Below are 22,557 nucleotides of genomic sequence, written 5' to 3' on the forward strand. Positions count from 1 at the left end.
CTACCATAATCAAGAATGAGAGCGGAGTATCACCTGATTAAGTTCGAGCAGTGACCATAACTGTTCAGTTATCTCCTTTGCAGAACGGGGCATTGCATGGGTAAACCACCATTCAATCACTCCGACAGTCGCCGAGCTCAAAAATTGCACTAATATATCTTTACTCAACTCATCTAGGCTTAAATTGTTTTCAACGATGAGTACCCTTATTTGTTTATTCATCATTTCTTGTAAGTGGTTTCTGAAGGAAGGAACACTTTTGTTCATTAATAAAGTCCTATAAAAGAGAGCATTCTTCTCCATTTCTTCAAACGTACGGAGCAATGAGACCTTAGAGGGGTAAGGTTTTGTTCCATCCACTGGGGAGCAATTTTCGACTAATTCTTTCAGTTGAGCCTCTAGGCATTTATCCAATAGATCGTATTTGTCCGAGTAATGCGAATAAATGGTGCCTCGATTTACATCAGCACGCTCTGCGATTTCGTTAATCGTTATTTTTTCAAAATCTTTTTCCCCCATCAGATAAATTAATGCATTCATAATGGCTGCTTGGTTTTTTTTTATTCTTCTATCCATTGAGATACCCCCCCATTTATTAAACAATATAGTTCATTCTGTTGAAAAACCAACATAACCGATCAATCTAACGATTGATACCTGTTAGAGATACTGATAATCTAATTTTATTGATCAAATGATGAAAATGCAACAATCGTTCAAAAAAGACTGAGGGGGGATGACTATGAGAGTATTAGTTTTCGGTGCGGGAGTTTTAGGCAGTTATCTTGCTCATGCCCTAGTGCGCGGCGGTAATGACGTCACAGTACTTGCCAGAGGGAAGCGAGCTGAGCAATTGAAGAAAGACGGACTTGTTATTCGTCATTATTTTCAGCTTAAAAACACTGTAGATGAAGTGAAAGTCATTCAAGAGCTTCAATCTGATGATTTCTATGATCTCGTTTTTGTTGTGATGAAATACAATGATTTCCCAGCCGTACTGCCCATTCTAGCTGAGAATAAGAGTCATAATATTGTTCTTGTCGGTAATAATGCTGATGCCCGTGGGATGCAAAATGTTCTACAGGAAACAAGCGTTGTGAAAAAAAATGTGATCTTCGGATTTCAGCTCAGTGGAGGACTACGAGAAGAAAGTGGTCGCATGATCTGCATACGCGGAGGTGGACAAATGTTACTGGGCAGTCTAGACGGTGAGATCCCATTCAAACTCTTATTAGAAAATGCTTTTAAGCATGTTAAGTATAAATTATCGTATCATGAGGATATGGAGGCTTGGCTTAAAAGTCATATTGTCACTATAGTCGCTTTGAATTCTATTAGCTATCTGTACGACGGTGATTTGAAAAGAGCATCTAAGGATAAGAAGCTATTAAAGAAAGCTATTTCCGTAATGGATGAGGGATTTCAGGTTTTGGAAGAATTAGGTTATACGATCACTCCTGCAAATCAAGTTAACTTTATTCGAAAACATAGACAGGGTGTATACTATGGCCTGAAAATAATTCATAAGCTACCGTTTATGAAATTGATAGATGGAACATTCAGTGAAATTGCAGCTTTGTTTGATTCGTTCGATAAGTTGAAACAACAAGTAAACATTGCGACACCCAATTGGGACGAACTTGAAAAACAAGCGATTTCCAAGTTTATATCAGATAATCATTAGCTAGCGGAGAAAGACCCTACAGGATTGTGCACTAAATGTCGGGAAGGGAATTACTTTCACTGCTATGCTTTGAGTAACGAGGGGAGGCGATATTATATATGCTGGCGCAGCTGAACAAAGCTTTAAGCTATATGGAGGAGAATCTTACTGATCGGGTGGACTATCAGGAGGCAGCGAAAATTGCCTGCTGTTCAGAATATCATTTTACTCGGATGTTCTCATTCCTTGCAGGCATTACTCTGTCGGAATACATCCGCCGAAGACGCCTAACTTTGGCAGCACTCGAGCTAAGCCACAGTGACATCAGGATCATCGATGTTGCGATGAAGTACGGATATACCTCGCCGGATTCCTTTACTAGGGCTTTCCAAAGCATGCATGGGATTACGCCCTCGGAAGCTCGGATCCATGGACAGTCTCTCAAAGCCTTCCCGCGGATGACGTTTCAACTGACGATCAAAGGAGGAAGTGAAATGAACTACCGAATTGAAGACAAAGAAGCTTTTCGCATCGTGGGGATCAAAAAAAGAGTGCCAATCGTATTTCAAGGGGTGAATCCAGAGATTGCGTCGATGTTTGAAGGACTAACCCCAGAAATGATTGATAAGATTAAGGACTTTTCGAATGTTCAACCTTCCGGACTAATCAGTGCTTCCACGAATTTCAGTGAAGGGCGGATGGAGGAGAAAGGGGAGCTTGATCATTACATCGGGGCGGCCACAACGAAAGATGGAGATGGCTTCGCCCAACTGGAGGTGCAGGCCTCTACATGGGCGGTATTTACAGCCGTCGGCCCTTTTCCATATGCGCTTCAAGAGATCTGGGGACGCATTTATTCCGAATGGTTTCCGTCCGCGGAATATGAGCTAAGCGAAGGGCCGGAAATGCTCTGGAATGAGCACAAAGATGTAGCATCGCCACAATTTAAAAGCGAAATATGGATACCCATTATAAAGAAATAAGCAGTGTTTGTTGAAGTAACGGAGAACTATAGTTGAATGATAGACATTGATGAGCAGGTGCTGCGGCAGCCTGCTCATTTCATTATTCCCTGATATGCTAGCGAGTCACTGACTTGATTATATAGGAAATTAAATTTATGATCAGTTTGTGCTTATATTATTACAGATAGTAGGTGGGAATGTTGGATAGAATCACACACATCTTAGTGGTTGAAGACGATAATGACATCAACCAACTGCTGTGCAAAGTCTTAAAGAAAAGCGGTTATTCTCCTCAGCCCGCCTATTCCGGAACGGAAGCAATGATCTACCTCGAAAGACAGGAATGGGATATGGTGCTGCTTGATTTGATGCTTCCCGGTCTGCCGGGAGAAGAGCTTCTTGTAAAAATAAACGAAAAGAGTTCGACACCTGTTATCGTCATTTCAGCTAAAGAAGAGCAGCAGACGAAAGTAGCCACTCTGCGCATTGGCGCGGATGATTATATAACGAAGCCTTTCGATATCGAAGAAGTATCGGCTAGAATCGACTCCCATTTAAGAAGGTACAGCCGTTTGGCCAGCATGGCTCCCAGCGATCGAATGGAGTATAAGGACATTCGTTTAGACAAGGATACAAAGATCGTGACGATTCATCAATCGGAAGTGATGCTGACGGCAAGAGAATTTGCTATTCTCGAGCTTTTCATGTCTTATCCAAAGAAGGTGTTCTCTAAGGCAAACTTATTCGAGAGTGTATGGCAGGATACCTTTGTGGGGGATGACAATACGATTAACGTCCATATGAGCAATTTACGAAATAAACTAACCAAAGCAAATCCAGAAGAAGATTATATCGAAACTCTATGGGGTATGGGATACCGGCTTAAATAACAACTTAAGGTTTTCTTAATAATCCCTTTATGGTCGCTTATGTCTTGCCTCTGATAATGAAGCTATCCCAGAGAGAGGCAGTGAGAAGATGAGTGAATATGTTCTGAGGTCCCATCATTTATCTAAGGTCTACAAAACGGACTATGCACTTAACCGAGTGAATATGTCTATCAAAAAGGGTGCGATATACGGCTTTATCGGACAGAACGGTGCAGGTAAATCAACGTTGATCCGTATCGTTAGTGGGTTGGCTTCCCCGACAAACGGTTCCATCGAATTGTTCGGCAAGAGGGATGCACAGGATCTGAGCGAGGCGAGAAAACGGATAGGTTCAATCATTGAAAGTCCGGCTTTATATCCGGATATGACGGCTAGAGAAAATCTGGAGACGCATCGGCTTCTACGGGGAATCCCGGGAAAATCCTGCATCGAGAAGACACTGACTTTGGTCAGCCTGCAAAATACGGGCAGAAAGAAAGCGAAGAACTTCTCATTAGGAATGAAACAGCGCCTAGTACTCGCTATCGCTCTTCTTGGAGATCCAGAGTTTCTGATTCTGGACGAGCCGACCAATGGCTTGGACCCAATGGGAGTCGTTGAGATGAGGGAACTCCTCAAGAAGCTTAACCGGGAAAACGGAATTACCATTCTAATCTCAAGTCATATCTTAAGCGAGCTTCATCTGCTGGCCTCTCATTTTGGCATTATTCACAAGGGGGAGTTATTGGAGCAATTGTCTGCTGCTGAACTTCATGAGAAATGCCAGCACTACCTACATATTAAGGTGGATGATGCTGGGAAGGCGGCGGCCGTTATTGAAGGGGGGCTGGCTACCTCCGAATTTGAAGTAATGCCGGACGGGACGATCAGACTGTTCGGATACGTAGATACACCTGGTAAAGTATCCGTAGCGTTAACGAAGGCTGGACTGGTTATCGAACAATTTATGCCCGTTGGCGAAGATTTGGAAGCTTACTTTACGAACCGAATCGGAGGTGGGCGGAATGAATAATCTCATCCAATCGGAATGGTATAAACTGTGTAAGGATCGGTCGTTTCGAGCGCTCATCTTGATCATCACGGCATCCGGTTTATTCTGGTCCATCTTTCAATATATCGACCGCAGAATGGATGGGGAATCTCCGATTACCGGGATAGAAATGTGGACAAGCGCGCTTCTGGGTAATTATATTATGATTATTGGGATGTGCGTGCTTGCCGGCTTCTTTATTTCTAGCGAATATACGACTGGCGTGATGAAAAGTATCGCCTCCAGCGGCAATAGTAGAGGAAGGATTATCGCTGCAAAACAACTCGTGTTCGCACTGGGTTCCGTCATTCTTGGCCTACTGTTCCCCCTAATCAATTGTGTCGTTGCAACGTTGCTGTCCAGTTTCGGCGAGCTGCCTGGTGAAGCGACTTCTCTATATTTCATTAGATCGTTTGGAATGCTTATTCTTTACGCGGCAGCATTCGCATCGATCACCACTTTGATTGCAACTCTCATGGCGGAAAGTGGTAAAACGATTGCTTTTACGATGGTGTTCTTCCTGTTCATAGACATGTTCTTTGCTGTAGCGGGACAATATATTCCATTTGTTGAAACGATATATAGCTATACGGTGTTTAAACTGCTTTATGATATAGGAACCGTTTCTCTGGATGGCAGCTTGTTATTTCGTATGATTGTCATCCCAATTATTACATTTGTCTGTTTTGGCATGTTGAACACATGGGTATATCGACGCAAAGAAATAAAGTAATTTGAGAAGTGGGTGAGGGCGGAGTGATCTATATCGTTGCGGCTGTAAGTAGTATAGCTGGTATAGCTGTTGCTGCACTCATCCGTTTGAATTTGTTGAAGAAAGAAATGAAACGAATTCATCGTCAGCTGTATGCTTTCAATCAAGGATTAACCGAAAAGAAAGTCGATCTTCGTTTTTTTGAACGCGATATTGAACAACTGGCAATCGAAACAAACAATCTTATGGATTTGGTTGCGGAGGCAAAAGCGCTTCGAAGACGGACGGAGCATGAACTGAAACAGAGTATATCTCATATCTCTCACGATCTGCGAACGCCATTAACATCCATTCTCGGATATATTCAGCTCTTGGAATCGGATCAGGTAACCGATGAAGAGAGGCAAGAATACATATCGATCGCCAAAAGTCGAACGAAACGGCTGCAGGTATTATTGAACGAATTTTTCGAATTATCCGTCATTGAATCTATGGATTACGAGTTGAAAACGGAGAAAGTAAACATGACTATTCTGGTCCCTGAAATCTTACTGGGATTCTATGATAGGTTTAACGAACGCAAAGGGGAAGCCGTTATTCTACTTACCGAAGAAAGACTTCTCTTGACTGCAGATGAATCTGCCATAAAGCGCGTAATCGAGAATTTGATCACAAATGCAATCAATCATTCCGATGGGCCGATCTGGATCAATATGGAGAAGCATCAATCTACGGTTGTATTGTCTATCCGAAACGCTGCAAATCACTTGAAGCTAAGTGATTTGAACAATCTGTTCGATCGATTTTATACAGCCGACCACTCCCGATCGGGCAAAGGAACAGGGCTCGGATTATCAATTGCCAAAAGTCTAATGGTCAAAATGAACGGAGAGCTGACCGCAGAATTACTCGACAATCACATTATCATGAAGTGCATATGGAGGATGGATCACTAATACGGCAGGAACAAAAGGAAATCGGCGAGCTTAACGCTTGGATTATGTCCAGTGAAGCTGACGAGCAAGATTCTTTGAGAGATATAATGAAATATTAGTAAGAATTATCTGTGAAATCGATATGTAAGGAAGGCGAAACCATGGGGCTATCCGAAGATGTATTACATTCATTTAATCTTAGCGGAAATATTGTGCCACTCAGCGGTGGGCAAAATACTTCATTACTAGTTGGTCATGCTGTATTAAAACCTGTAGATGATATACAACATAGTGAATGGTTACTGAATATTATTCATAAAATAAATCCTCAAGGTTATAGGTTATCAAAGCCTATTAGGAGTAAACACGGTACTTTTGTAAGCAAAGGATGGGCTTGCACTCATTATGACAGGGGACAGGATATAAAGGGGCGTATAGAAGAAAAACTTCTGGTATCGAGGTTATTTCATCGAGATTTATCTACTATTAATTTTGGGGAATTCCCTCATACTGACAATCCTTGGTCTAAGGGGCATCGCATAGCATGGCAAATAGATGAGTTGTCAAGAGAACTGCCTAATGAGATACAAGAAATTATAAATAATTTACTAGGAAGGATAAGTCTAAAAGAACACTATAAGGTACAGATTGTTCATAGTGACTTATCGGGAAATATTCTTTTTGACCAATTTTTGAAGCCTTTAATCATTGATTTTTCTCCAGTACTTGCCCCAGTAGAATATGCGGAAGCCATATTAGTTTGTGATTGTATAGCATGGCAAGGAAGTGATGTATCTGAGATAGAGCTGCTTCCAGGCGATGAACGATATAAAGAAATGATTATACGGGCAATTGTTTTTCGCTTAGCAGTTTCCGCTATTTTTTCAGATGGTGATTATAATAAATTTTTCTGCGAGTATCGGGCATTCAAACCCATTATAGAGTATATCAAGTAGATTTCTTATTAATCTGACGGGCGCCTCGATGATGGGCTTGACCACGAATTCCGGGTGTAATCATTGCTTGGAGATCCCATATGCAGCGCGCTAGGGTTTCCAGGGGATGGAGAAGGCTGCACAGCAGCTTCGTACCATTGATTCGAGTCAGTTATAGTTTCATAATATTGTTTCTAAACGTGACGGGCTATACGATGCTTTCGTATTCACCACAGCAAGTAGCCGATGAAATGATCAGACATTCAATAAGTAAATAATTCGATTCCAAAAAATAACCCCAAAAACGGATTTTGGAGTCGTAGATTACGGGATATAGGCGCTGAAAATTCATAGAGGGATGTTCTTATAACTAATCGCTGTACCATTTCTAACTGGTTCATTCGGCTTTAAAAGTACAAAATCACCTTCCTCTGGAACGCCTCCTGAGCTATGTATCTTATTCAAAGGTGGAATAATTAATGAATAATGAAAATAAATCTATGATGGTGCAACAGATACCTTTATTTATTGTAACAGGCTCAAGTGGATCGGGGAAAACTTATGTTATCAGCGAGCTGCGCAAAATATTGCCTGGTTTTGATATATTTGATATTGATAATCTCCGTGAGTTAGGAATTACTGATGAGCAGCAAATACGGAATGTTTGGCTTCGGGTTGCACGAAATATCGCTGAAAGTGGACGGATGACGATTATTTGTGGAACTGCAATGACATGGGATATTGAAAAATGTATCGACTATTCTTTTTTTAGGCATGTATATTACTTGAATTTGCATTGTGATGATGAGACGCGTGAGAAACGTCTGCGTGAAAGAAATTGGCCAGAAGAAATGATACAAGAATACAAAACATTCGCAAAATGGTTGTGTGAAAATGCGGATAAGGAATACAATCCGCCAATGCCGATTGTTGATACTACAACTGCGAACGTGGCCGATGTAGCAGCTCAAATAAAAAAATGGGTACTTCAATACGCTTGAGAAAACGGATGAAAAATGTTCTGAGACATCTCCTGTGCAGTTTAGAGTAAAAGCTAGAAGTTGAAAATGATCTATTGTCTGTTGAAACAAATCTCGGTTTATATCGTCTAACAAATAGTGGGAATTATTTTCAGTTTTAAATGGATTTAGGTAGACTCACAGAAGGAGGAGTAGCAGAACAAATGAAACAGAATAGAGCAAAAAGGATAACAAAGATGGTGATTAGTCTTTTGCTCGGCGTTTGTCTGATGATGCAGCTGCTAGTTGGCGCTGCGTCAGCCAATTCGACTGGAGAGTCACAAGTTGACGGAACTGTTAAGACTAATAGTAAGGCAGCTCTTCCTGCGAACTTTAGTGCGGACATGCAGGCAGCACTGGAGGAAGCGGAGCAGTTGCTATTTGATCAGAAGCCATTTTCAGATTGGGCGGTAATTGGTTTTGCAAAGAACGGCCGATCTGTTCCAAAAGGTTTTTTGGAGGAAAAAGCGGATGTCATATTAAGCAATGGTGGAAATTTTGAGCACCTTACGGATCTGACGCGTACCGCAATCGCTTATGCTGCCGCTGGCGGCGGAAATATTAATTTTATCGCGGGCATTGATCTTGTAACGATAATGATGAATCGTCCCGGCTTGGAGACGAAAGGGGTAGTTGAGCTCGTTACTACTTATATTGCCTCAAAGGATTCCGGTTCTTACGCCCCTTATGCACGGCCCAACTGGTATCCAGATGCTCTCCTTCATTTTATTAGGGAGCTGCAGCAGGAAAATGGCAGTTGGCCATCGATCGATGCAGGGGAAGGCACTGTAGAGGCGACAGCTTTGGCACTAATTACTCTTTCACCCTCGCCGTGGATAGTAGAACCAGAAGAGTCAGAGGAGGTGCGGCAGGCTTTGGCTTGGCTACATGCACAGCAGACGGTCGACGGCGGCTTCGAGGGCAGCACGGCAGCGACAGCTGAAGTCATTATCGCGCTATCATCGAATCGCATCGACGCGGCAACCTTTGCGCTGCCGGGGGGCGGTCAGCCGCTGGAATATTTGATGTCTCGCCGACTGACGGCAGGTGGATTCTCAGAGAGAGGCGACGGCGTACTGAACATGTCAGCGACGCTCAACGCTTATCTGGCGCTAACCGCGTACAAGCTGTACTTGAACGGAGAGAAACGGCTGATCGACGGCTTGAACTCATCTAAAGGCATCGCGGACATTCAAATCGAGGGGCCTACAGGCACAATCGCACAAGGAAGTATTCCGAGCGGCGGCAAGGCGATTGATGCTGCTCTGTCCTATTTGAAGCAAGAAGGAATTGATTTTAAGACGGAAACCGATTCTGCCGGGATGCAAATGATTTCTTCGCTTGCCGGCATTGACGCTAAACTCTACGGAGGAGAGAACAGATGGAGATTAGCAATGTACAGAGGCAGTTGGATGCTCCAGGAAAACGCTGAAGTAGGGCTGCATCTTAGTGATGGCAGCCGGCTCCTTTTGTATTACGGATCAGAAAACACCAACCTTATCGACTCGGTTGAGGTCGAATGGACTTACGAGAACGGCCAGACCATCAGCGGACGCCCTTTTGCAAATACTCCGTTTATCATGTATGTCACAAAGTCCAACCGTAAGCTTGGCGGTTTGCCTGCTCCAGGAATAACGGTGACATTAAACGGTGAGAAGAAGGTCACCGATGCGAAAGGGAAGGTTGCCTTTGCCGGGCAATCCCCAGGCGTACACGTTGTTACTCTTACCGGTTACCGGAATGGTGCTGCGCCTGAGGTGGCCAAAAATATTTATCATTTAACTGTTTCTGCTCCCGAGCTGGCTTCTTTTGATGATCATGATAAGGTTGCCGACTGGGCAATCGGAAATATGGTCAATGCACTTACTTACGGCTACATTCAGGGTGTGAGTGCGAAAGCCAATGTGCTTGCTCCTAAGAAAGCCTTAACGCGTGCCGAATTCGTGACTATGCTGCTTCGTTTGGTACATGGGTTCACGGATCTGCCTGTGGCAGCCTCTCCCTTCAATGATGTTCCAGCGAGCAAATGGTATAGTGACGAGATAGGAAGAGCAGCAGAGCTTGGGATTACTGACCGGAAGTCCGGACAGTTCGAGCCAGAGCGAGCGATAACACGCGAGGAGGCTGCGATTATGTCAGCTAATGCCGGTAGTCTGGCGACATATGGAAGCGCCAAGCGGATGGCGTTCTCCGACATCGCTGGTCTGTCCGCGGACAGCCTCCATGCTATCCAAGCAGTGAATGAGCATAAGGTGATGATTGGAAGTGATGGCAAGTTCAGTCCTAAGCAGACGCTGATCCGCGAGCAAGCGGCGGCCATATTAGCAAGGCTGCACTGGGTCATGTACCCTGAGACGTTCTTAGACTGGGACTGGTAATATAATTATCCTATTAAAAGTGAATTTCAGCCTCTTTACAGTGAAGCATTTGCTGTAGAGAGGCTTTTTTCTGATATCATTCGTAATTAACGCTTGTGGTTTTTATTATTCGCTTCTAATATTAGAGTTGAATTTATATATTTGACATCTAATTAATATATTTATTAATTCAATTTTCGTTAATGAAATACGCATGATATAAATCGAACTTAAAAAAATGAAGGTTTAGCGAAGCGAGAAGATCGTTCTGGAGAAACGAAGTGTTCGCCTTTGTAGCCTTATTCTTACCTTTAAATGTCTTAGAAAATCAAAGAATTTGGCTGCAACCGCGATCGTAAGAATGATCTACTCGCGTAGCGCCCAAAACGTAAATGTTTAGTTCAACTTATATAGTTTGTAAAAGGGGGATTATGATGTTAACACGCATTCGAAAAATAAGTCTGATGAAGCAAATTTTATATTTGATTTACCTTATGCTGATTATACTTTTGATTTCATTTATCGTATCGAACTCGTTCGGAAAGAACACTATCGAGGAGAATCTAACAGAATCGATGACGAAAATATTACTCCAAGTGGAAGAAACGATGGAAAGCTTTTATAAGGATATGGACGGTATTTCGTATTCCTTACTCTATAGCCCGACGATTCAATCGTATTTGGGCACAAATGAGATTTTATCGAGAATACTGATGAATCAAGATATCGCTGCTCAGTTTTCGAGTACGCTTGCTTTGAAAGAAAATATGAGAGGCATTCGAATTTACGATACGGAAGGAGAGCTTGTAGCTAGTGTAGGGAAAGCGATTGAACCTCCTGTGAATCGCCAGGTTTCGGATATAGAGTACTCGGGCATTTTTTCGGATAAGATGAACGGGTCCTATTATACGATTGCTATACCGGTATACAATCTGCAAAATAACTATTTGCTCAGAGATTACCGGGGCATGTGCCTATTTATTATGGACGTCTCAAATTTCAGCAGCATGCTGAAAAAATCAAAGATAACGCCACATTCGAAACTAGTGCTAGTCGATCAAAATGATAAGGTCATTGCAAGCTCTGAAAATGAAAGCGATTTAGCAGATTTTAACGCAGATGCTTTGCGAGAAGATAAACGATATATCATTCAAAATATTACTTTATCCTATACGGGTTGGAAGATGATCAGCGTTATTCCTAAAAACGAGCTTCTTCAGGAATTGGATATTATTAAACGATTGAATGTAGCTACTTATCTCATCATTTTTCTGATATTTTGTTTATTTTTATTAATCTTTTATGGACGCATATTGAAGCCGATCAAGGCGTTAATGGATTTTATCCGAACGTATACCAAAAGCGGCGGCCAAAGCCGGTTTAATGTTGTCTACCATAATGAAATCGGAGTGCTTGCCGATAATTTGAACAAAATGCTGGATGAGATCGATAAATTAAGCAATGATGTCCAAATCGCTCAAAAGCAAATGTATGAGGCTGAAATTGTGAAAAAGCAAATGGAGATATCTGCGTATCGAAATCAGATTAATCCCCATTTTTTGTATAACACGTTGGAATGCATACGGGCAATGGCATTCTATTACAAGGCGGCAGACATTGCCGACATATCGGCATCGTTATCCAATATGTTTCGCTATTCGGTCAAGGGAGATAACGTAGTGTCTATCCAAGATGAAATCGTGCATCTCAAGGAATATGCCACGATTGTCGATTTTCGGTTTAGAGGAAAAATACAGATTGTTGTGCAGGCGGATGAAACATTGCAGTCAGAAAAAACGCTAAAAATGCTGCTGCAGCCTATCGTGGAAAACGCAGTGTTTCACGGCCTAGAGAAGAAAATCGAACCGGGAACAGTAACCGTGCAAATTAGCAAAGCAGGCAAAAACCAGATCCGCTTTGCTATTATGGACAACGGCTGTGGAATGGATGAGCAGCAATTAACCGAGCTGCAGGAGTGCCTGAACGAATACGAGGCTCCGGGTTTTATGACCAATATTGGAGACAAAGGCATTGGACTCGCCAATATATACCGCAGAATTAAGTTGTTTTATGGGGATCAGGCAGAAATGAAGATCGACAGCCAATTGAATTTGGGGACAACAGTGAGCATCACCTTCTCGGCAGATAAGCAGCTGTTAGAAATGGGGGGGCCGAATGTATAAGGTATTGATTGTGGATGACGAGCCGTGGGTAGCCTATGGAATCGCCAATCTAATTGATTGGGAAAGCTTGGGGTTTGAAATAATCGGAGAAGTGCATGACGGCATTACCGCATTAAATATGATTATCGACAAACAACCGGAGCTTATCATTTCTGACATTAGGATGCCGGGACTTGATGGCATTCAATTGTTGGAAAAAATCAAAGAAAAGCAGCTAGATACTAAAGTAATTCTCGTTAGCGGATATGCTGAGTTTGAATACGCGCAGAAGGCGCTGAGGTTAGGCGCTTACGATTATTTATTAAAGCAGGTTGACAAGAATAAGCTGACGGATACGGTATTGAGGCTAACCGAGGATTTACAAAACAGACATCAGGCGGACAAGGAATTTGATGTGCTGCTAGACGATTTGTTCGAATGGCTGGAGCCGGATAATACCATTACGATCGGCAATTTCTTGTCTAATAAAGGTATTGTATCTGATTTTCCACATTTTCGGTTTCTATGCAGCTCCTATAATGCCACACAGATAGGTTCACTCTTCAAAGAAGGGATGATTCAGACGGAAGGCTTGGCTGCCATTAGGCTTCGTACCGGTCAGCATAAAGTATCGGTCTTACTGAGCTATGATGAAAGCAAGTCTCCTTTACAATTTTTGAATTATATTACGGAGCATTTGTCCGATGCCGAGTACACAGGTATTAGCAGCATTGGCATATTTTCGACCCCTCTTGCGAAGCTGTATCAGGAATCTGACGTTGCCATGTGCAGCACAGTCTTCCATCAAGGCGAAAAAGTGATTCCTTATAAGCTGCAGGAGCTTTCGCCTATGTTCCGAAAAAAAATCATTCATCTGGAGCTGTCTATTAAAGAACAGGCTCGCGATCAGATTGACAGCATGCTGGATTTGATTTGCGAGCTTTGCAAGGAGCAGCGCTTGAATATCGATCAAATCGCAATGATCTATAACCAGATTGTTTCCATTATTTATAAATATTACGGGAATTCAAATCGGACCATTGAAATCGAGCATCTTCACTATGAGCAAATTATTCGGTATTACGGCTCGATTGAGCTTCTTTTTAACCGACTTAAATCTTTTTTTGAGCTGTTTACGGAGGAAGAGGTCTACATTCACAATGTGCAAGTAGAGAAAATAATTGATTATATTGATAGCCGATATACGGAGGATATTTTGCTAAGCTCGATCGCTAAAAATTTCAATATGAGTATCGGCCATCTGAGTACGCTAATTAAGAAAGAAACTGGAGCAACGTATTCGGACTATATCGTAAACAAAAGATTATCGATGGCCAAAGATCTATTAATCGATCAATCGTTATCCGTTCATGATATTGTCCAACGAGTCGGCTATAAAGATTATTTTCACTTCAATAAGCTATTCAAAAAACACTTCGGAATTACGCCAAGCAAGTACCGCAAGCTTTAGCGGCTGTTGCGAACGAAACACCAATTTTAAAAAATGGAGACATGTGCCGGATCGGGAGGGAACGTTATGATGTAGGAGTTCGGACAAATAGAATGTATAAATGGGAGGTTGTTTTCGATTATGAAAGGTAAACACGCAATACTCGTATTATTGATGTTCTCGTTGCTGCTCGCGGGCTGTAGTTCCAATGGAAATACTGAAAACGCTAACAAAACAAGCGGAGGAAACAAAGGTACAGAGAGTACAGGAGGACTATCAAAAGCTGTTTGGTTCTCAACGGTAGACTTCTGGAATCCACCGGCTGCTTGGAGCACAGATCCGAAAACCGTTCCGGGGGCGATAACGGAAAAAACGGGGCTAACCTTTGAATTTAACATTCCCGCTCAAGATGGTGACACGAAGCTGAATCTAATGCTCGTATCCGGCGATAATTTTCCTGATGTTGTAACCGTTACTAATGATGTGCTTATCAAGAAGCTAATCGAAGCAGATAAGGTTTGGGAGTTGGATGAGTTTCTGAAGAAATATGATCCCGAATCCCACTTGCTATCAGACTTTCCCGCAGATGTGAAAGAAACGATCATTAGCCGGGATGGCGGCTTCTACGCATTCCCAAGTCATATCAACTCAGAAGATGCAAGAGCCGTGTATCCACCATCGGGACAATTTTATGTTGATCTGATCGACTACGGCTCTAATGGAGGCATTCTTGTGAACGGAGATCTGCTGCAAGAGGCCGGTCTTACTTTAGATGACATTAAAACCGAATCGGGCCTCCTCGCTGCATACCAGAAAATCAAGGAATTAAATTTAATGGTTGATGGAGCTCCGGTCATTCCATTGCTTGTAGATGGAAAAGGATTCCAAGGACCTACGCTGGGATTCCTTCAGGAAACGTTTGGTGCAATGCCGGTGGACAAGGATGGAAATTATCGAGACAGGCTTTTGGCTCCTGAAACGAAATCTGCGCTGCAGTTCCTTTATCAAGCACAACAGCGAGGGTATTTCGAACCGGGCCAGATGACAGTCGATAATGCAGCCGTTAAAGCGGATATCGCATCGGGCCGAGTATTCACTTTCATTGGCAATACGGCAGATACTTCCTTCCAATTGAACGATTATTGGACTTCCTCAGGACCGATCTTATCGGAAACAGGAACGACTCCTGTACTCGGCAAGGATAAACGTGCTGGCGGTGGCTGGATGAAGACGTTTATTTCTAAAAAAACGGAAGAACCTGAAAAACTCGCCAAATGGCTTAGTTTTATGACCAGTAAAGAAGGCATGCTGCTTAGTACTTACGGATTTGAAGGCATTCATTACAACTTTGATGGTGAGGGACGTTTGATTAAAACCGAGCAGGGCATTAAGGATGCTGCAGAATATATGACAACAGGCTTGTCCGCATTTTGGCCATTTGCTCATACATCATTTTCTTACAGTATACAGCAAGCTCCTACCGAGGAGACGGATCGTGAAGCGGTTACGGCCAACCGAGTACAGGCTGCATTCGGAAAATCGGAGGAAACCGAGATTTTCAACAGTACAGCTTTTAATCTGCCAGCGGATCTATTTCCTGCCAGCGGCAACCTAGCGAACAATGAGCTGCAAATTAAGACGTACAAAGAAGCACAAATTGCGAAAATGATCATGGCCAAAAATGACGGCGAATTTAGCAAGCTGTATGACGATATGATCGTACAATTGAAAAAGCTCGGTATTGAGGAGCTTGACAAGGAAAGAAATAAATACGTTCAAGAGAAGAACAAGGAATACGGGATTAGTGTTAAAGGGATTAATTCATAATCGCATCTTAGAAGGAATATGGCGCCAAAGCGCGTTAGGAACACGCTTTGGCGCTGTAAGTGTAAGAATGGAGGAAACGCTATGGCACCGCGAAAACAAAAAGGATTCAAGCTTGGGTATGATTTCAGAACACAGTTTGAGCTAAAAGTAATGTTATGGCCTGCTGTGCTTCTCATCTTTTTATTTGACTTTACTCCATTATTTGGTTTATTGATTGCTTTTAAAAACTATGAGCCTATTATGGGGGTTCAAGGGATCTTCACAAGCGGATGGAATGATTTTCAACACTTTATTCGCGTATTTCAAAATTTTCAATTTTGGCCGATGGTTAGAAATACACTTGGCATTAATCTTTTAGGGCAATTGATTGGCATTCCGATCACGATGCTGTTCGCCTTATTCTTAAACGAAATCAAGCATCATAAATTTAAATCGCTTGTCCAAACTGTGACTTATCTCCCGCATTTTCTTTCTTGGGTAATCTTTGGCGGGTTATTTATAACGCTGCTCAATTCGACTGGAATTGTTAACTTCCTGTTGTTGGAATTTCATCTCATCGACAAACCGATTCAATTTCTGGCAGATCCAAAATACTTTTGGGGAGTGGCAATCGGTACAGGTTTGTTAAAGGATTTAGGCTGGGGTGCCATTCTCTATTTGGCGGCGATGGCAGGAGTAGATCAAAGCCTGTATGAAGCAGCTGCGATCGATGGAGCTGGACGTTTCAGACGGATGATCAATATTACGATTCCGGGGATCATGCCGACGCTGATGGTATTAATCATATTTGCCGTAAGCGGCATGCTGAATAACAATTTCACCCAAATTTTTGTATTGCAAAACTCATTAAATTTACCGACAAGTCAGGTCATCGATACGTTCGTCTATCAAACAGGCTTGCTGCAATTTCAATTTGCATCGGCAACGGCGATTGGATTATTAAAAACGGTATTTGCGCTTATGCTGCTAATCGGTGCAAATGCACTATCCAAAAAAATAACAAAAACAGGTTTATTTTAAGGAGAGATCGAAATGGTTGGAGGGAAAAGCCCAGGAGAACGTTTATTTAATCTATCAACCTTCATAATTATGATCATCCTGATGATTGTGACATTATATCCTTTTTGGTTTTCATTGATTAGTTCCTTGAACAGCGGGGCAGATCTAGCTCGCGGTCCGATATTTCTTTGGCCTAGGGAGTTTTCTTTGGGAAGCTGGAGCGCGGTGCTCTCCGATACAGGCATGCTCAAAGCGCTGTGGGTTACCGCTTCGCGTACGGTAATTGTAACGGTAGTTTCTATTCTGTATACGGCAATGTTCGCCTATGCATTTTCCAGGTCCTATTTGAAGGGGAAAAAGTTCTATATCATGATCGGCTTTGCCAGCATGTATTTTAGCGGAGGGATCATTCCTTCCTTTATGCTCATGAATTGGCTGGGTTTGTATGATAATTATCTTGTATATATCCTGCCTTCATTATTCGGGGGCTTCTGGAATGTCATCATATTCAATGCGAATTATAAGGCGCTGCCCGAGGCGTTGTTCGAATCGGCTAAGATCGATGGGGCCAGTGAATTCAGAATTTTTTTGCAGATCGTCGTTCCGCTCTCGAAGCCGGTGCTGGCTGCACTTGCTGTATTTACGGCAGTTAATGTTTGGAATGATTATGGAACAACACTTTACTTTACGCAATCCAATGATTTACAGACGCTGCAATACATGATTCTGAGGCTGATCCAGTCCAATCGTGCGGTGGAAAATATGATGAGCTTGCAGGGCTCTAACCTAGCGGTCTCAGCGTTGTTGAATAATACGAAAGGCCAAGGCCCGGTAACGGCTCAAACGATTGAGCTGGCGGCAATGGTCATTGCATCGCTTCCGATGATTATTATGTATCCTTTTGCGCAGCGTTTTTTTGTCAAAGGGGTATTAGTAGGATCAGTAAAAGGATAGTGGGGGATAAACAATGAGCAATCAAGAGCAGTACGCTGGATACTTATTTGCCTATTTCAAGGGGGAGAGCTTTGAGGACGGAGAGCAGGTGTATTTTGGACTAAGCCGAGGCAACGACGCGCTTGCGTGGCAGGAGCTTAATGGCGGGCGGCCAGTCCTTACTTCACGGCTTGGCGAGAAGGGAGTGCGTGATCCTTATCTCGTGCGCTCACCGAACGGCGATTCCTTTTATTTAGTTGCGACCGATCTCAAGATACATGGAGACAACGATTGGCATAGAGCCGTTACGGCGGGCAGCCGCTCGGTTATGGTGTGGAAGTCGATTGACCTCGTACATTGGTCGGACCAGACAATGGTTGAGATCGCGCCAGCAGAAGCGGGCTGTACTTGGGCTCCCGAGGTTTATTATGATGATGAAGCAGCTGTTTACAATATATTTTGGGCATCTATGCTGGAAGGCGAAAAAGCAAGCGGGGATGCAAGCAGTTACCATCGGATGATGTGCGCGAGTACGAAGGACTTCATTACGTTCAGCGAGCCTGTCGTCTATATGGATTACGGTTATTCGGTTATCGATACGACGATGATCGCGGATCGGGACAGCATTTATCGGATTAGCAAAGGACATCACATCATACAGGAAGCAGGAGCTTCCTTTGCTGATCCGAGCTATACTTTAATGAATAGCAACGTGGAGGAGTCGTTTATGGTCAGAGGCGAAGGGCCGATCGTATTCAAATCAAATACGGAAGAAAAATGGTACTTATTTGTTGATGAATACGGTCTTCGGGGTTATATTCCTTTGGAAACGACGGATTTGAGCTCTGGCGTGTGGTCGTTGCCCGAGCAATATGACTTGCCCAATAGCCCAAGGCACGGTTCGGTCATTCCGGTTACAAAGTTTGAATATGAGCGATTGCTAGAGCGATACGGAGGAGGAGACAAATAGTATGGGTGAATTACATAGAATGCTCAGGATTGATACGCAGAAGCGCGGAGCGGCATTGGGCGATTTATTTGGCATATTTTTTGAGGATTTAAATCATGCGGCTGACGGGGGACTCTATGCGGAGCTCATTCGCAATCGTTCCTTCGAGTTTGATCCAATCGACCATCCGGACTTTCACGGCTTGACGGCTTGGGAAAAGGTGGAACGCGGCCAGGCGAAAGGCGAATTAACGATTGAAGACAAGCTGCCTATGAATGAGCGAAACAAGCACTATGCTGTCATCGAACTATTGTCCGAAGGCGATGGCGTAGGCATTGTAAATAAAGGCTTCAATTCCGGTATTCCAGTACGCGAGGGAGAAGCTTACCATTTCTTCTTCTATGCAAGACGCGATAGCAGTTTTAATGAGCCGGTGCGGATTACGTTAGAAAGCTCGGATGGAAACGTATATGGCGATGCTACTGTTACGGTTAGCTCCGCTGAATGGAACAAGTACGAAGCGGTGCTTATCGCGAATAGAACAGATTACAGCAGTCGCCTAACGATTGTAACTCATGGCTCTGGGAAGCTTTATCTCGATATGGTCTCCCTGTTCCCAGCCCAAACCTATCTAGAGCGTCCTAACGGCTTGCGGGAAGATATAGCAACGCTGCTTGCAGATTTGAGTCCTAAGTTCATGCGGTTTCCGGGCGGCTGCTTGGTGCATGATGGATCGCTGAATCCGGATGATCGTGACTCTATGTATCGTTGGAAAAATACGATCGGCCCCATCGAAGAGCGGCCCGCAAGACGGAACAATTGGAGCTACAATCAGACGCTGGGCTTAGGCTATTATGAATATTTTCTCTTCTGCGAGGATATCGGTGCCAAGCCGATTCCGATTCTGCCGGGCGGGTACGATCCTCATCATAAACGGATCGTTCCTATCGAGGAATTATCGCCATGGATCGACGATGCGCTGGATTTAATTGAATTCGCTAATGGTGATGCGACAACGAAGTGGGGAGCTGTACGTGCCGAATTGGGTCATACCGAGCCATTTGGTTTGGAGTACATCGGAATTGGCAATGAAGAAGTGGGTGAACCCTTTTTCGAGAGGTATGCTTATTTCCATAAGGCGATCAAAGCGAAATATCCGGATATCAAAATTATTAACTCCAGCGGCCCGTTTGCTGCCGGCGGGGAATACGAACGAGGCTGGCAATCGGCGAAGGAGAATCATTCCGATTTGGTAGACGAGCATTTTTACCAATCGCCAGAATGGTTTTTGGCAAACTATGATCGCTACGATCATTTTAAGGCCGATGAGCCGAAAGTGTTTTTAGGTGAATATGCATCATGGGGCAACACGTACTATAATGCACTCGCAGAAGCGGCTTTTATGACGGGCTTGGAAAAAAATGCTCATGCGGTGGGGCTTGCCTGTTATGCGCCGATGCTCTGCAACGTTGATTATACGAACTGGAAACCGGATCTCATATGGTTTAACAATCACGAGGTATTTGGGACGCCGAACTACTACGTGCAGAAGCTGTTTATGAATCATCAAGGTGATCAACTGCTGCATATCGAAGCAAGTGGATTTTCGCAGAGGGAACAGCCGACGGTAAAACCGATCAACGGTGCTATTGAATTAGGAACAGACGCCAGCTCTGTTCGTTATTCGGATGCCAGAATTGTAAATAATGATACGGGTGAGATCCAAAGCTTTGAAGGATGGACAGCCAGTCTATCGGATTCTGAGGAAGAACGTTTGAGAGGAACAGCAAAGCAAGCGGTGACACTGTGTGAAACCGAATGGGAGAACTACACTTTATATGTTAAGGCAGCAAAAATAAGCGGACCAAGAGGATTCGTCATTTACTTTGGAAAAGACGACGAGAACAACCAGCTGTTTTGGGAAATTAGCGGCTGGCAAAATCAGGACTCGATGATTAGCTCACGGATTAACGGGAGAAGTTCCTGCTTGACCCAAAGCTTGTTTACCGTAGAAGCAGGTGCCGAGTATGAGCTTGCGCTGGAAGTAACGGGAAGACAGATTCGTGCCTATATTAACGATGAACAGATCCATGAAACAGTGGACAGGCTTCCTGTGATTGAGCCGCTCTATTATTCCGCAAGCGTCGAAGACAGTACTGGCGACATGATTGTCAAAGTAGTTAATGTGCAGGAACGCAATGTGGACACGAAGGTTGAATTTACGGATTTGCTTAACGCTTCCTATGCAATTGACGTATTTGAACTGTCTGGCCACGCGCTTGAAGCTGAAAATAGTTTTGAAAAACCCGATCAAATTATGCCAAAGGAAAAATCGATTCGTATGAACGGGAATCATTTTGAATATGATTTCCCTAAGCATTCCGTTACTATTTTCCGGATCAAAAGAATAGGTTGATTGTTGCTTAAATTAAAGAAGCTACCGAGATTTCGGCAGCTTCTTTGTTTTCGATAGAGGTGATTATCATCTACAACTTGAATTTATTCTTTCCAGTACTTTTCGATAATGGCATCGCGTCCGGAATAAATCCTTGATTCCTTGTAGAACTCCGGATTTTTGCGGTGGTAATTCTGGTGATATTCCTCGGCTGGATAAAATACAGTCGCCTCTTGAATCGCTGTCACAATGGGCTTGTCAAAACGGCCGCTCTTGCCCAGCTCCTCCTTGGACTTTATAGCAAGCTGACGTTGTTCTTCATTATGATAAAGAATTGCAGCGCGATACTGACTTTTCTGATCATTCCCTTGTCCTATAGCATCGGTAGGATCGATTTGGGGCCAATACAGCTCTAGCAGCTTTTCATATGGGAAAATGTCCGGATCATAAGTAATTTGCACCACTTCTAAATGTCCGGTTTCACCTGTCAATACTTGCTCGTACGTGGGATTCTCCAGCGTTCCACCCATATAACCGGACAGAATGCCGTGAATGCCTGGCTGTTCTTCAAACGGACTTACCATGCACCAGAAGCAGCCTCCGGCAAACGTTGCTTTTTGTATCATATGCTCTCCCCATTCCTTGATTCACTTGTGTAGAACTAAATTATAACATAACATCATTTTGAGTATCACAGTTAGGAAAATGCAACTATCTCCTCCTATAAAGCGTCTTGACTATGAAAGAGAACACTTGGAAAATTAGGATTTTTCTGTTTTTTTTTTTGCAGAAGGGAGATAGTAATGAATAAGAAAAAAACAACTATATGGAGTATTGTCATTCTTGTATTAATCATCGGAATAGGATATCAGACGTATGAAAAGTACGGAAGATTTTATGAGATGTGGGGAAAAAGATGGGGAATCACGATCTCGAAACCTACAGAAATAATAGTGGCATTTGAAAGTCAGCCAAGCTTTAATGGAGATGGAGAAGGGTATTATGTTTTGAAATACACTGAAAAACAAATAAGGAAAATCAAAAATCAGGATTTTTGGCAGCCAATAAATGAAGCATCCATTAATGACTTGAACGAAAAGGTGTTACGGTTCAAAGAATCTGTTATAGAGATTTATCCGGACGAAGCAGATAAGTATGAGAGATTATATCAATTGTACCCTACGGAGTATGGACAAGGTGATTTGTATTTCTATAAGAAAAAAGATGACGGTAGTTACGGTATCGTGGTACTGAATGTAGAAAATAAACGAATGTACCTGATGGAGTGGACGCAATAAATGTGATGATTCTATATTTCACTATGGGACGCTTTATT

General features: G+C 43.1%; 19 protein-coding genes. 17 read left to right on the forward strand and 2 right to left on the reverse strand.

Features of this window, described 5'->3' with window-relative positions; genetic code table 11:
- Positions 1-9 precede the first annotated feature (9 nt).
- Positions 10-576: a TetR/AcrR family transcriptional regulator gene (locus tag MHI37_RS11885; protein WP_076338767.1), complete on the reverse strand. Its 567-nt coding sequence runs from the start codon at positions 574-576 to the stop codon at positions 10-12.
- 166 nt (positions 577-742) lie between these two features.
- Here MHI37_RS11885 and MHI37_RS11890 point away from each other — a divergent pair, with 166 nt between their 5' ends.
- The 16 genes from MHI37_RS11890 to MHI37_RS11965 all read left to right on the forward strand — a co-directional run bounded on the left by MHI37_RS11890 (position 743) and on the right by MHI37_RS11965 (position 21,242).
- Entirely contained in the window at positions 743-1,684 is a 942-nt protein-coding gene (locus MHI37_RS11890; protein WP_076338768.1) for a 2-dehydropantoate 2-reductase N-terminal domain-containing protein, read from the forward strand.
- A 98-nt stretch (positions 1,685-1,782) separates the two neighbouring features.
- On the forward strand, positions 1,783-2,646 hold the full coding sequence (locus MHI37_RS11895) for a GyrI-like domain-containing protein (protein WP_076338769.1): 864 nt from the start codon (positions 1,783-1,785) through the stop codon (positions 2,644-2,646).
- Between the two features lie 179 nt (positions 2,647-2,825).
- A complete protein-coding gene (locus tag MHI37_RS11900) occupies positions 2,826-3,518 on the forward strand; it encodes a response regulator transcription factor (RefSeq protein WP_076338770.1) in 693 nt (230 codons plus the stop codon).
- A gap of 88 nt (positions 3,519-3,606) precedes the next feature.
- Positions 3,607-4,530: an ABC transporter ATP-binding protein gene (locus MHI37_RS11905; RefSeq protein ID WP_076338771.1), complete on the forward strand. Its 924-nt coding sequence runs from the start codon at positions 3,607-3,609 to the stop codon at positions 4,528-4,530.
- Entirely contained in the window at positions 4,523-5,281 is a 759-nt protein-coding gene (locus MHI37_RS11910) for an ABC transporter permease (protein WP_076338772.1), read from the forward strand. Before MHI37_RS11905 ends, MHI37_RS11910 begins: the two co-directional genes overlap by 8 nt.
- A 23-nt stretch (positions 5,282-5,304) precedes the next feature.
- Complete coding sequence (locus tag MHI37_RS11915; RefSeq protein ID WP_076338773.1) at positions 5,305-6,216, forward strand: HAMP domain-containing sensor histidine kinase; 912 nt, start codon at positions 5,305-5,307, stop codon at positions 6,214-6,216.
- A 140-nt stretch (positions 6,217-6,356) separates the two neighbouring features.
- Positions 6,357-7,151: a hypothetical protein gene (locus MHI37_RS11920; protein WP_076338774.1), complete on the forward strand. Its 795-nt coding sequence runs from the start codon at positions 6,357-6,359 to the stop codon at positions 7,149-7,151.
- A 458-nt stretch (positions 7,152-7,609) separates the two neighbouring features.
- A complete protein-coding gene (locus MHI37_RS11925; RefSeq protein ID WP_076338775.1) occupies positions 7,610-8,131 on the forward strand; it encodes an AAA family ATPase in 522 nt (173 codons plus the stop codon).
- 182 nt (positions 8,132-8,313) lie between these two features.
- Positions 8,314-10,527 carry an S-layer homology domain-containing protein gene (locus MHI37_RS11930; RefSeq protein ID WP_076338776.1) on the forward strand — a complete coding sequence of 738 codons (2,214 nt, stop codon included), beginning with the start codon at positions 8,314-8,316 and terminating at the stop codon, positions 10,525-10,527.
- 473 nt (positions 10,528-11,000) lie between these two features.
- A complete protein-coding gene (locus MHI37_RS11935) occupies positions 11,001-12,689 on the forward strand; it encodes a sensor histidine kinase (protein ID WP_256710647.1) in 1,689 nt (562 codons plus the stop codon).
- Positions 12,682-14,139 (forward strand): response regulator, encoded by a 1,458-nt coding sequence (locus tag MHI37_RS11940; RefSeq protein ID WP_076338778.1) that lies wholly within the window; start codon positions 12,682-12,684, stop codon positions 14,137-14,139. The genes MHI37_RS11935 and MHI37_RS11940 overlap by 8 nt, the downstream gene beginning before the upstream one ends.
- Before the next feature lie 120 nt (positions 14,140-14,259).
- Positions 14,260-15,945, forward strand: a complete 1,686-nt coding sequence (locus tag MHI37_RS11945) for an extracellular solute-binding protein (protein WP_076338779.1) — start codon at positions 14,260-14,262, stop codon at positions 15,943-15,945.
- Between the two features lie 81 nt (positions 15,946-16,026).
- On the forward strand, positions 16,027-16,965 hold the full coding sequence (locus tag MHI37_RS11950; protein ID WP_076338780.1) for an ABC transporter permease subunit: 939 nt from the start codon (positions 16,027-16,029) through the stop codon (positions 16,963-16,965).
- Positions 16,966-16,977: 12 nt separating this feature from the next.
- Positions 16,978-17,898, forward strand: a complete 921-nt coding sequence (locus tag MHI37_RS11955) for a carbohydrate ABC transporter permease (protein ID WP_083676460.1) — start codon at positions 16,978-16,980, stop codon at positions 17,896-17,898.
- Between the two features lie 13 nt (positions 17,899-17,911).
- Complete coding sequence (locus MHI37_RS11960) at positions 17,912-18,847, forward strand: glycoside hydrolase family 43 protein (protein ID WP_076338782.1); 936 nt, start codon at positions 17,912-17,914, stop codon at positions 18,845-18,847.
- Position 18,848: 1 nt separating this feature from the next.
- Positions 18,849-21,242 (forward strand): alpha-L-arabinofuranosidase C-terminal domain-containing protein, encoded by a 2,394-nt coding sequence (locus MHI37_RS11965; RefSeq protein WP_083676461.1) that lies wholly within the window; start codon positions 18,849-18,851, stop codon positions 21,240-21,242.
- Between the two features lie 83 nt (positions 21,243-21,325).
- Here MHI37_RS11965 and msrA read toward each other — a convergent pair whose 3' ends face one another.
- The gene (gene msrA, locus MHI37_RS11970) at positions 21,326-21,847 is read right to left on the reverse strand and encodes a peptide-methionine (S)-S-oxide reductase MsrA (protein ID WP_306010684.1); all 522 of its coding nucleotides are present in this window, start codon (positions 21,845-21,847) and stop codon (positions 21,326-21,328) included.
- Positions 21,848-22,024: 177 nt separating this feature from the next.
- On the opposite strand from msrA, the gene MHI37_RS11975 reads away from it, so the two are divergent.
- Positions 22,025-22,519 (forward strand): hypothetical protein, encoded by a 495-nt coding sequence (locus tag MHI37_RS11975; protein WP_076338783.1) that lies wholly within the window; start codon positions 22,025-22,027, stop codon positions 22,517-22,519.
- The last annotated feature ends 38 nt before the right edge of the window (positions 22,520-22,557 follow it).

Source organism: Paenibacillus sp. FSL H8-0548 (assembly GCF_038630985.1).
In the GTDB taxonomy this organism is placed as follows: domain Bacteria; phylum Bacillota; class Bacilli; order Paenibacillales; family Paenibacillaceae; genus Pristimantibacillus.

What these genes read in the sequence shown, in the direction of transcription:
- MHI37_RS11905 (WP_076338771.1), top strand. Translation starts at nt 3,607, where the DNA reads ATGAGTGAATATGTTCTGAGGTCCCATCATTTATCTAAGGTCTACAAA.
- MHI37_RS11955 (WP_083676460.1), top strand. Translation starts at nt 16,978, where the DNA reads ATGGTTGGAGGGAAAAGCCCAGGAGAACGTTTATTTAATCTATCAACC.
- MHI37_RS11890 (WP_076338768.1), top strand. Translation starts at nt 743, where the DNA reads ATGAGAGTATTAGTTTTCGGTGCGGGAGTTTTAGGCAGTTATCTTGCT.
- MHI37_RS11965 (WP_083676461.1), top strand. Translation starts at nt 18,849, where the DNA reads ATGGGTGAATTACATAGAATGCTCAGGATTGATACGCAGAAGCGCGGA.
- MHI37_RS11900 (WP_076338770.1), top strand. Translation starts at nt 2,826, where the DNA reads ATGTTGGATAGAATCACACACATCTTAGTGGTTGAAGACGATAATGAC.
- msrA (WP_306010684.1), bottom strand. Translation starts at nt 21,847, where the DNA reads ATGATACAAAAAGCAACGTTTGCCGGAGGCTGCTTCTGGTGCATGGTA.
- MHI37_RS11975 (WP_076338783.1), top strand. Translation starts at nt 22,025, where the DNA reads ATGAATAAGAAAAAAACAACTATATGGAGTATTGTCATTCTTGTATTA.
- MHI37_RS11940 (WP_076338778.1), top strand. Translation starts at nt 12,682, where the DNA reads ATGTATAAGGTATTGATTGTGGATGACGAGCCGTGGGTAGCCTATGGA.
- MHI37_RS11920 (WP_076338774.1), top strand. Translation starts at nt 6,357, where the DNA reads ATGGGGCTATCCGAAGATGTATTACATTCATTTAATCTTAGCGGAAAT.
- MHI37_RS11895 (WP_076338769.1), top strand. Translation starts at nt 1,783, where the DNA reads ATGCTGGCGCAGCTGAACAAAGCTTTAAGCTATATGGAGGAGAATCTT.
- MHI37_RS11960 (WP_076338782.1), top strand. Translation starts at nt 17,912, where the DNA reads ATGAGCAATCAAGAGCAGTACGCTGGATACTTATTTGCCTATTTCAAG.
- MHI37_RS11925 (WP_076338775.1), top strand. Translation starts at nt 7,610, where the DNA reads ATGAATAATGAAAATAAATCTATGATGGTGCAACAGATACCTTTATTT.
- MHI37_RS11935 (WP_256710647.1), top strand. Translation starts at nt 11,001, where the DNA reads ATGCTGATTATACTTTTGATTTCATTTATCGTATCGAACTCGTTCGGA.
- MHI37_RS11945 (WP_076338779.1), top strand. Translation starts at nt 14,260, where the DNA reads ATGAAAGGTAAACACGCAATACTCGTATTATTGATGTTCTCGTTGCTG.
- MHI37_RS11950 (WP_076338780.1), top strand. Translation starts at nt 16,027, where the DNA reads ATGGCACCGCGAAAACAAAAAGGATTCAAGCTTGGGTATGATTTCAGA.
- MHI37_RS11885 (WP_076338767.1), bottom strand. Translation starts at nt 576, where the DNA reads ATGGATAGAAGAATAAAAAAAAACCAAGCAGCCATTATGAATGCATTA.
- MHI37_RS11910 (WP_076338772.1), top strand. Translation starts at nt 4,523, where the DNA reads ATGAATAATCTCATCCAATCGGAATGGTATAAACTGTGTAAGGATCGG.
- MHI37_RS11930 (WP_076338776.1), top strand. Translation starts at nt 8,314, where the DNA reads ATGAAACAGAATAGAGCAAAAAGGATAACAAAGATGGTGATTAGTCTT.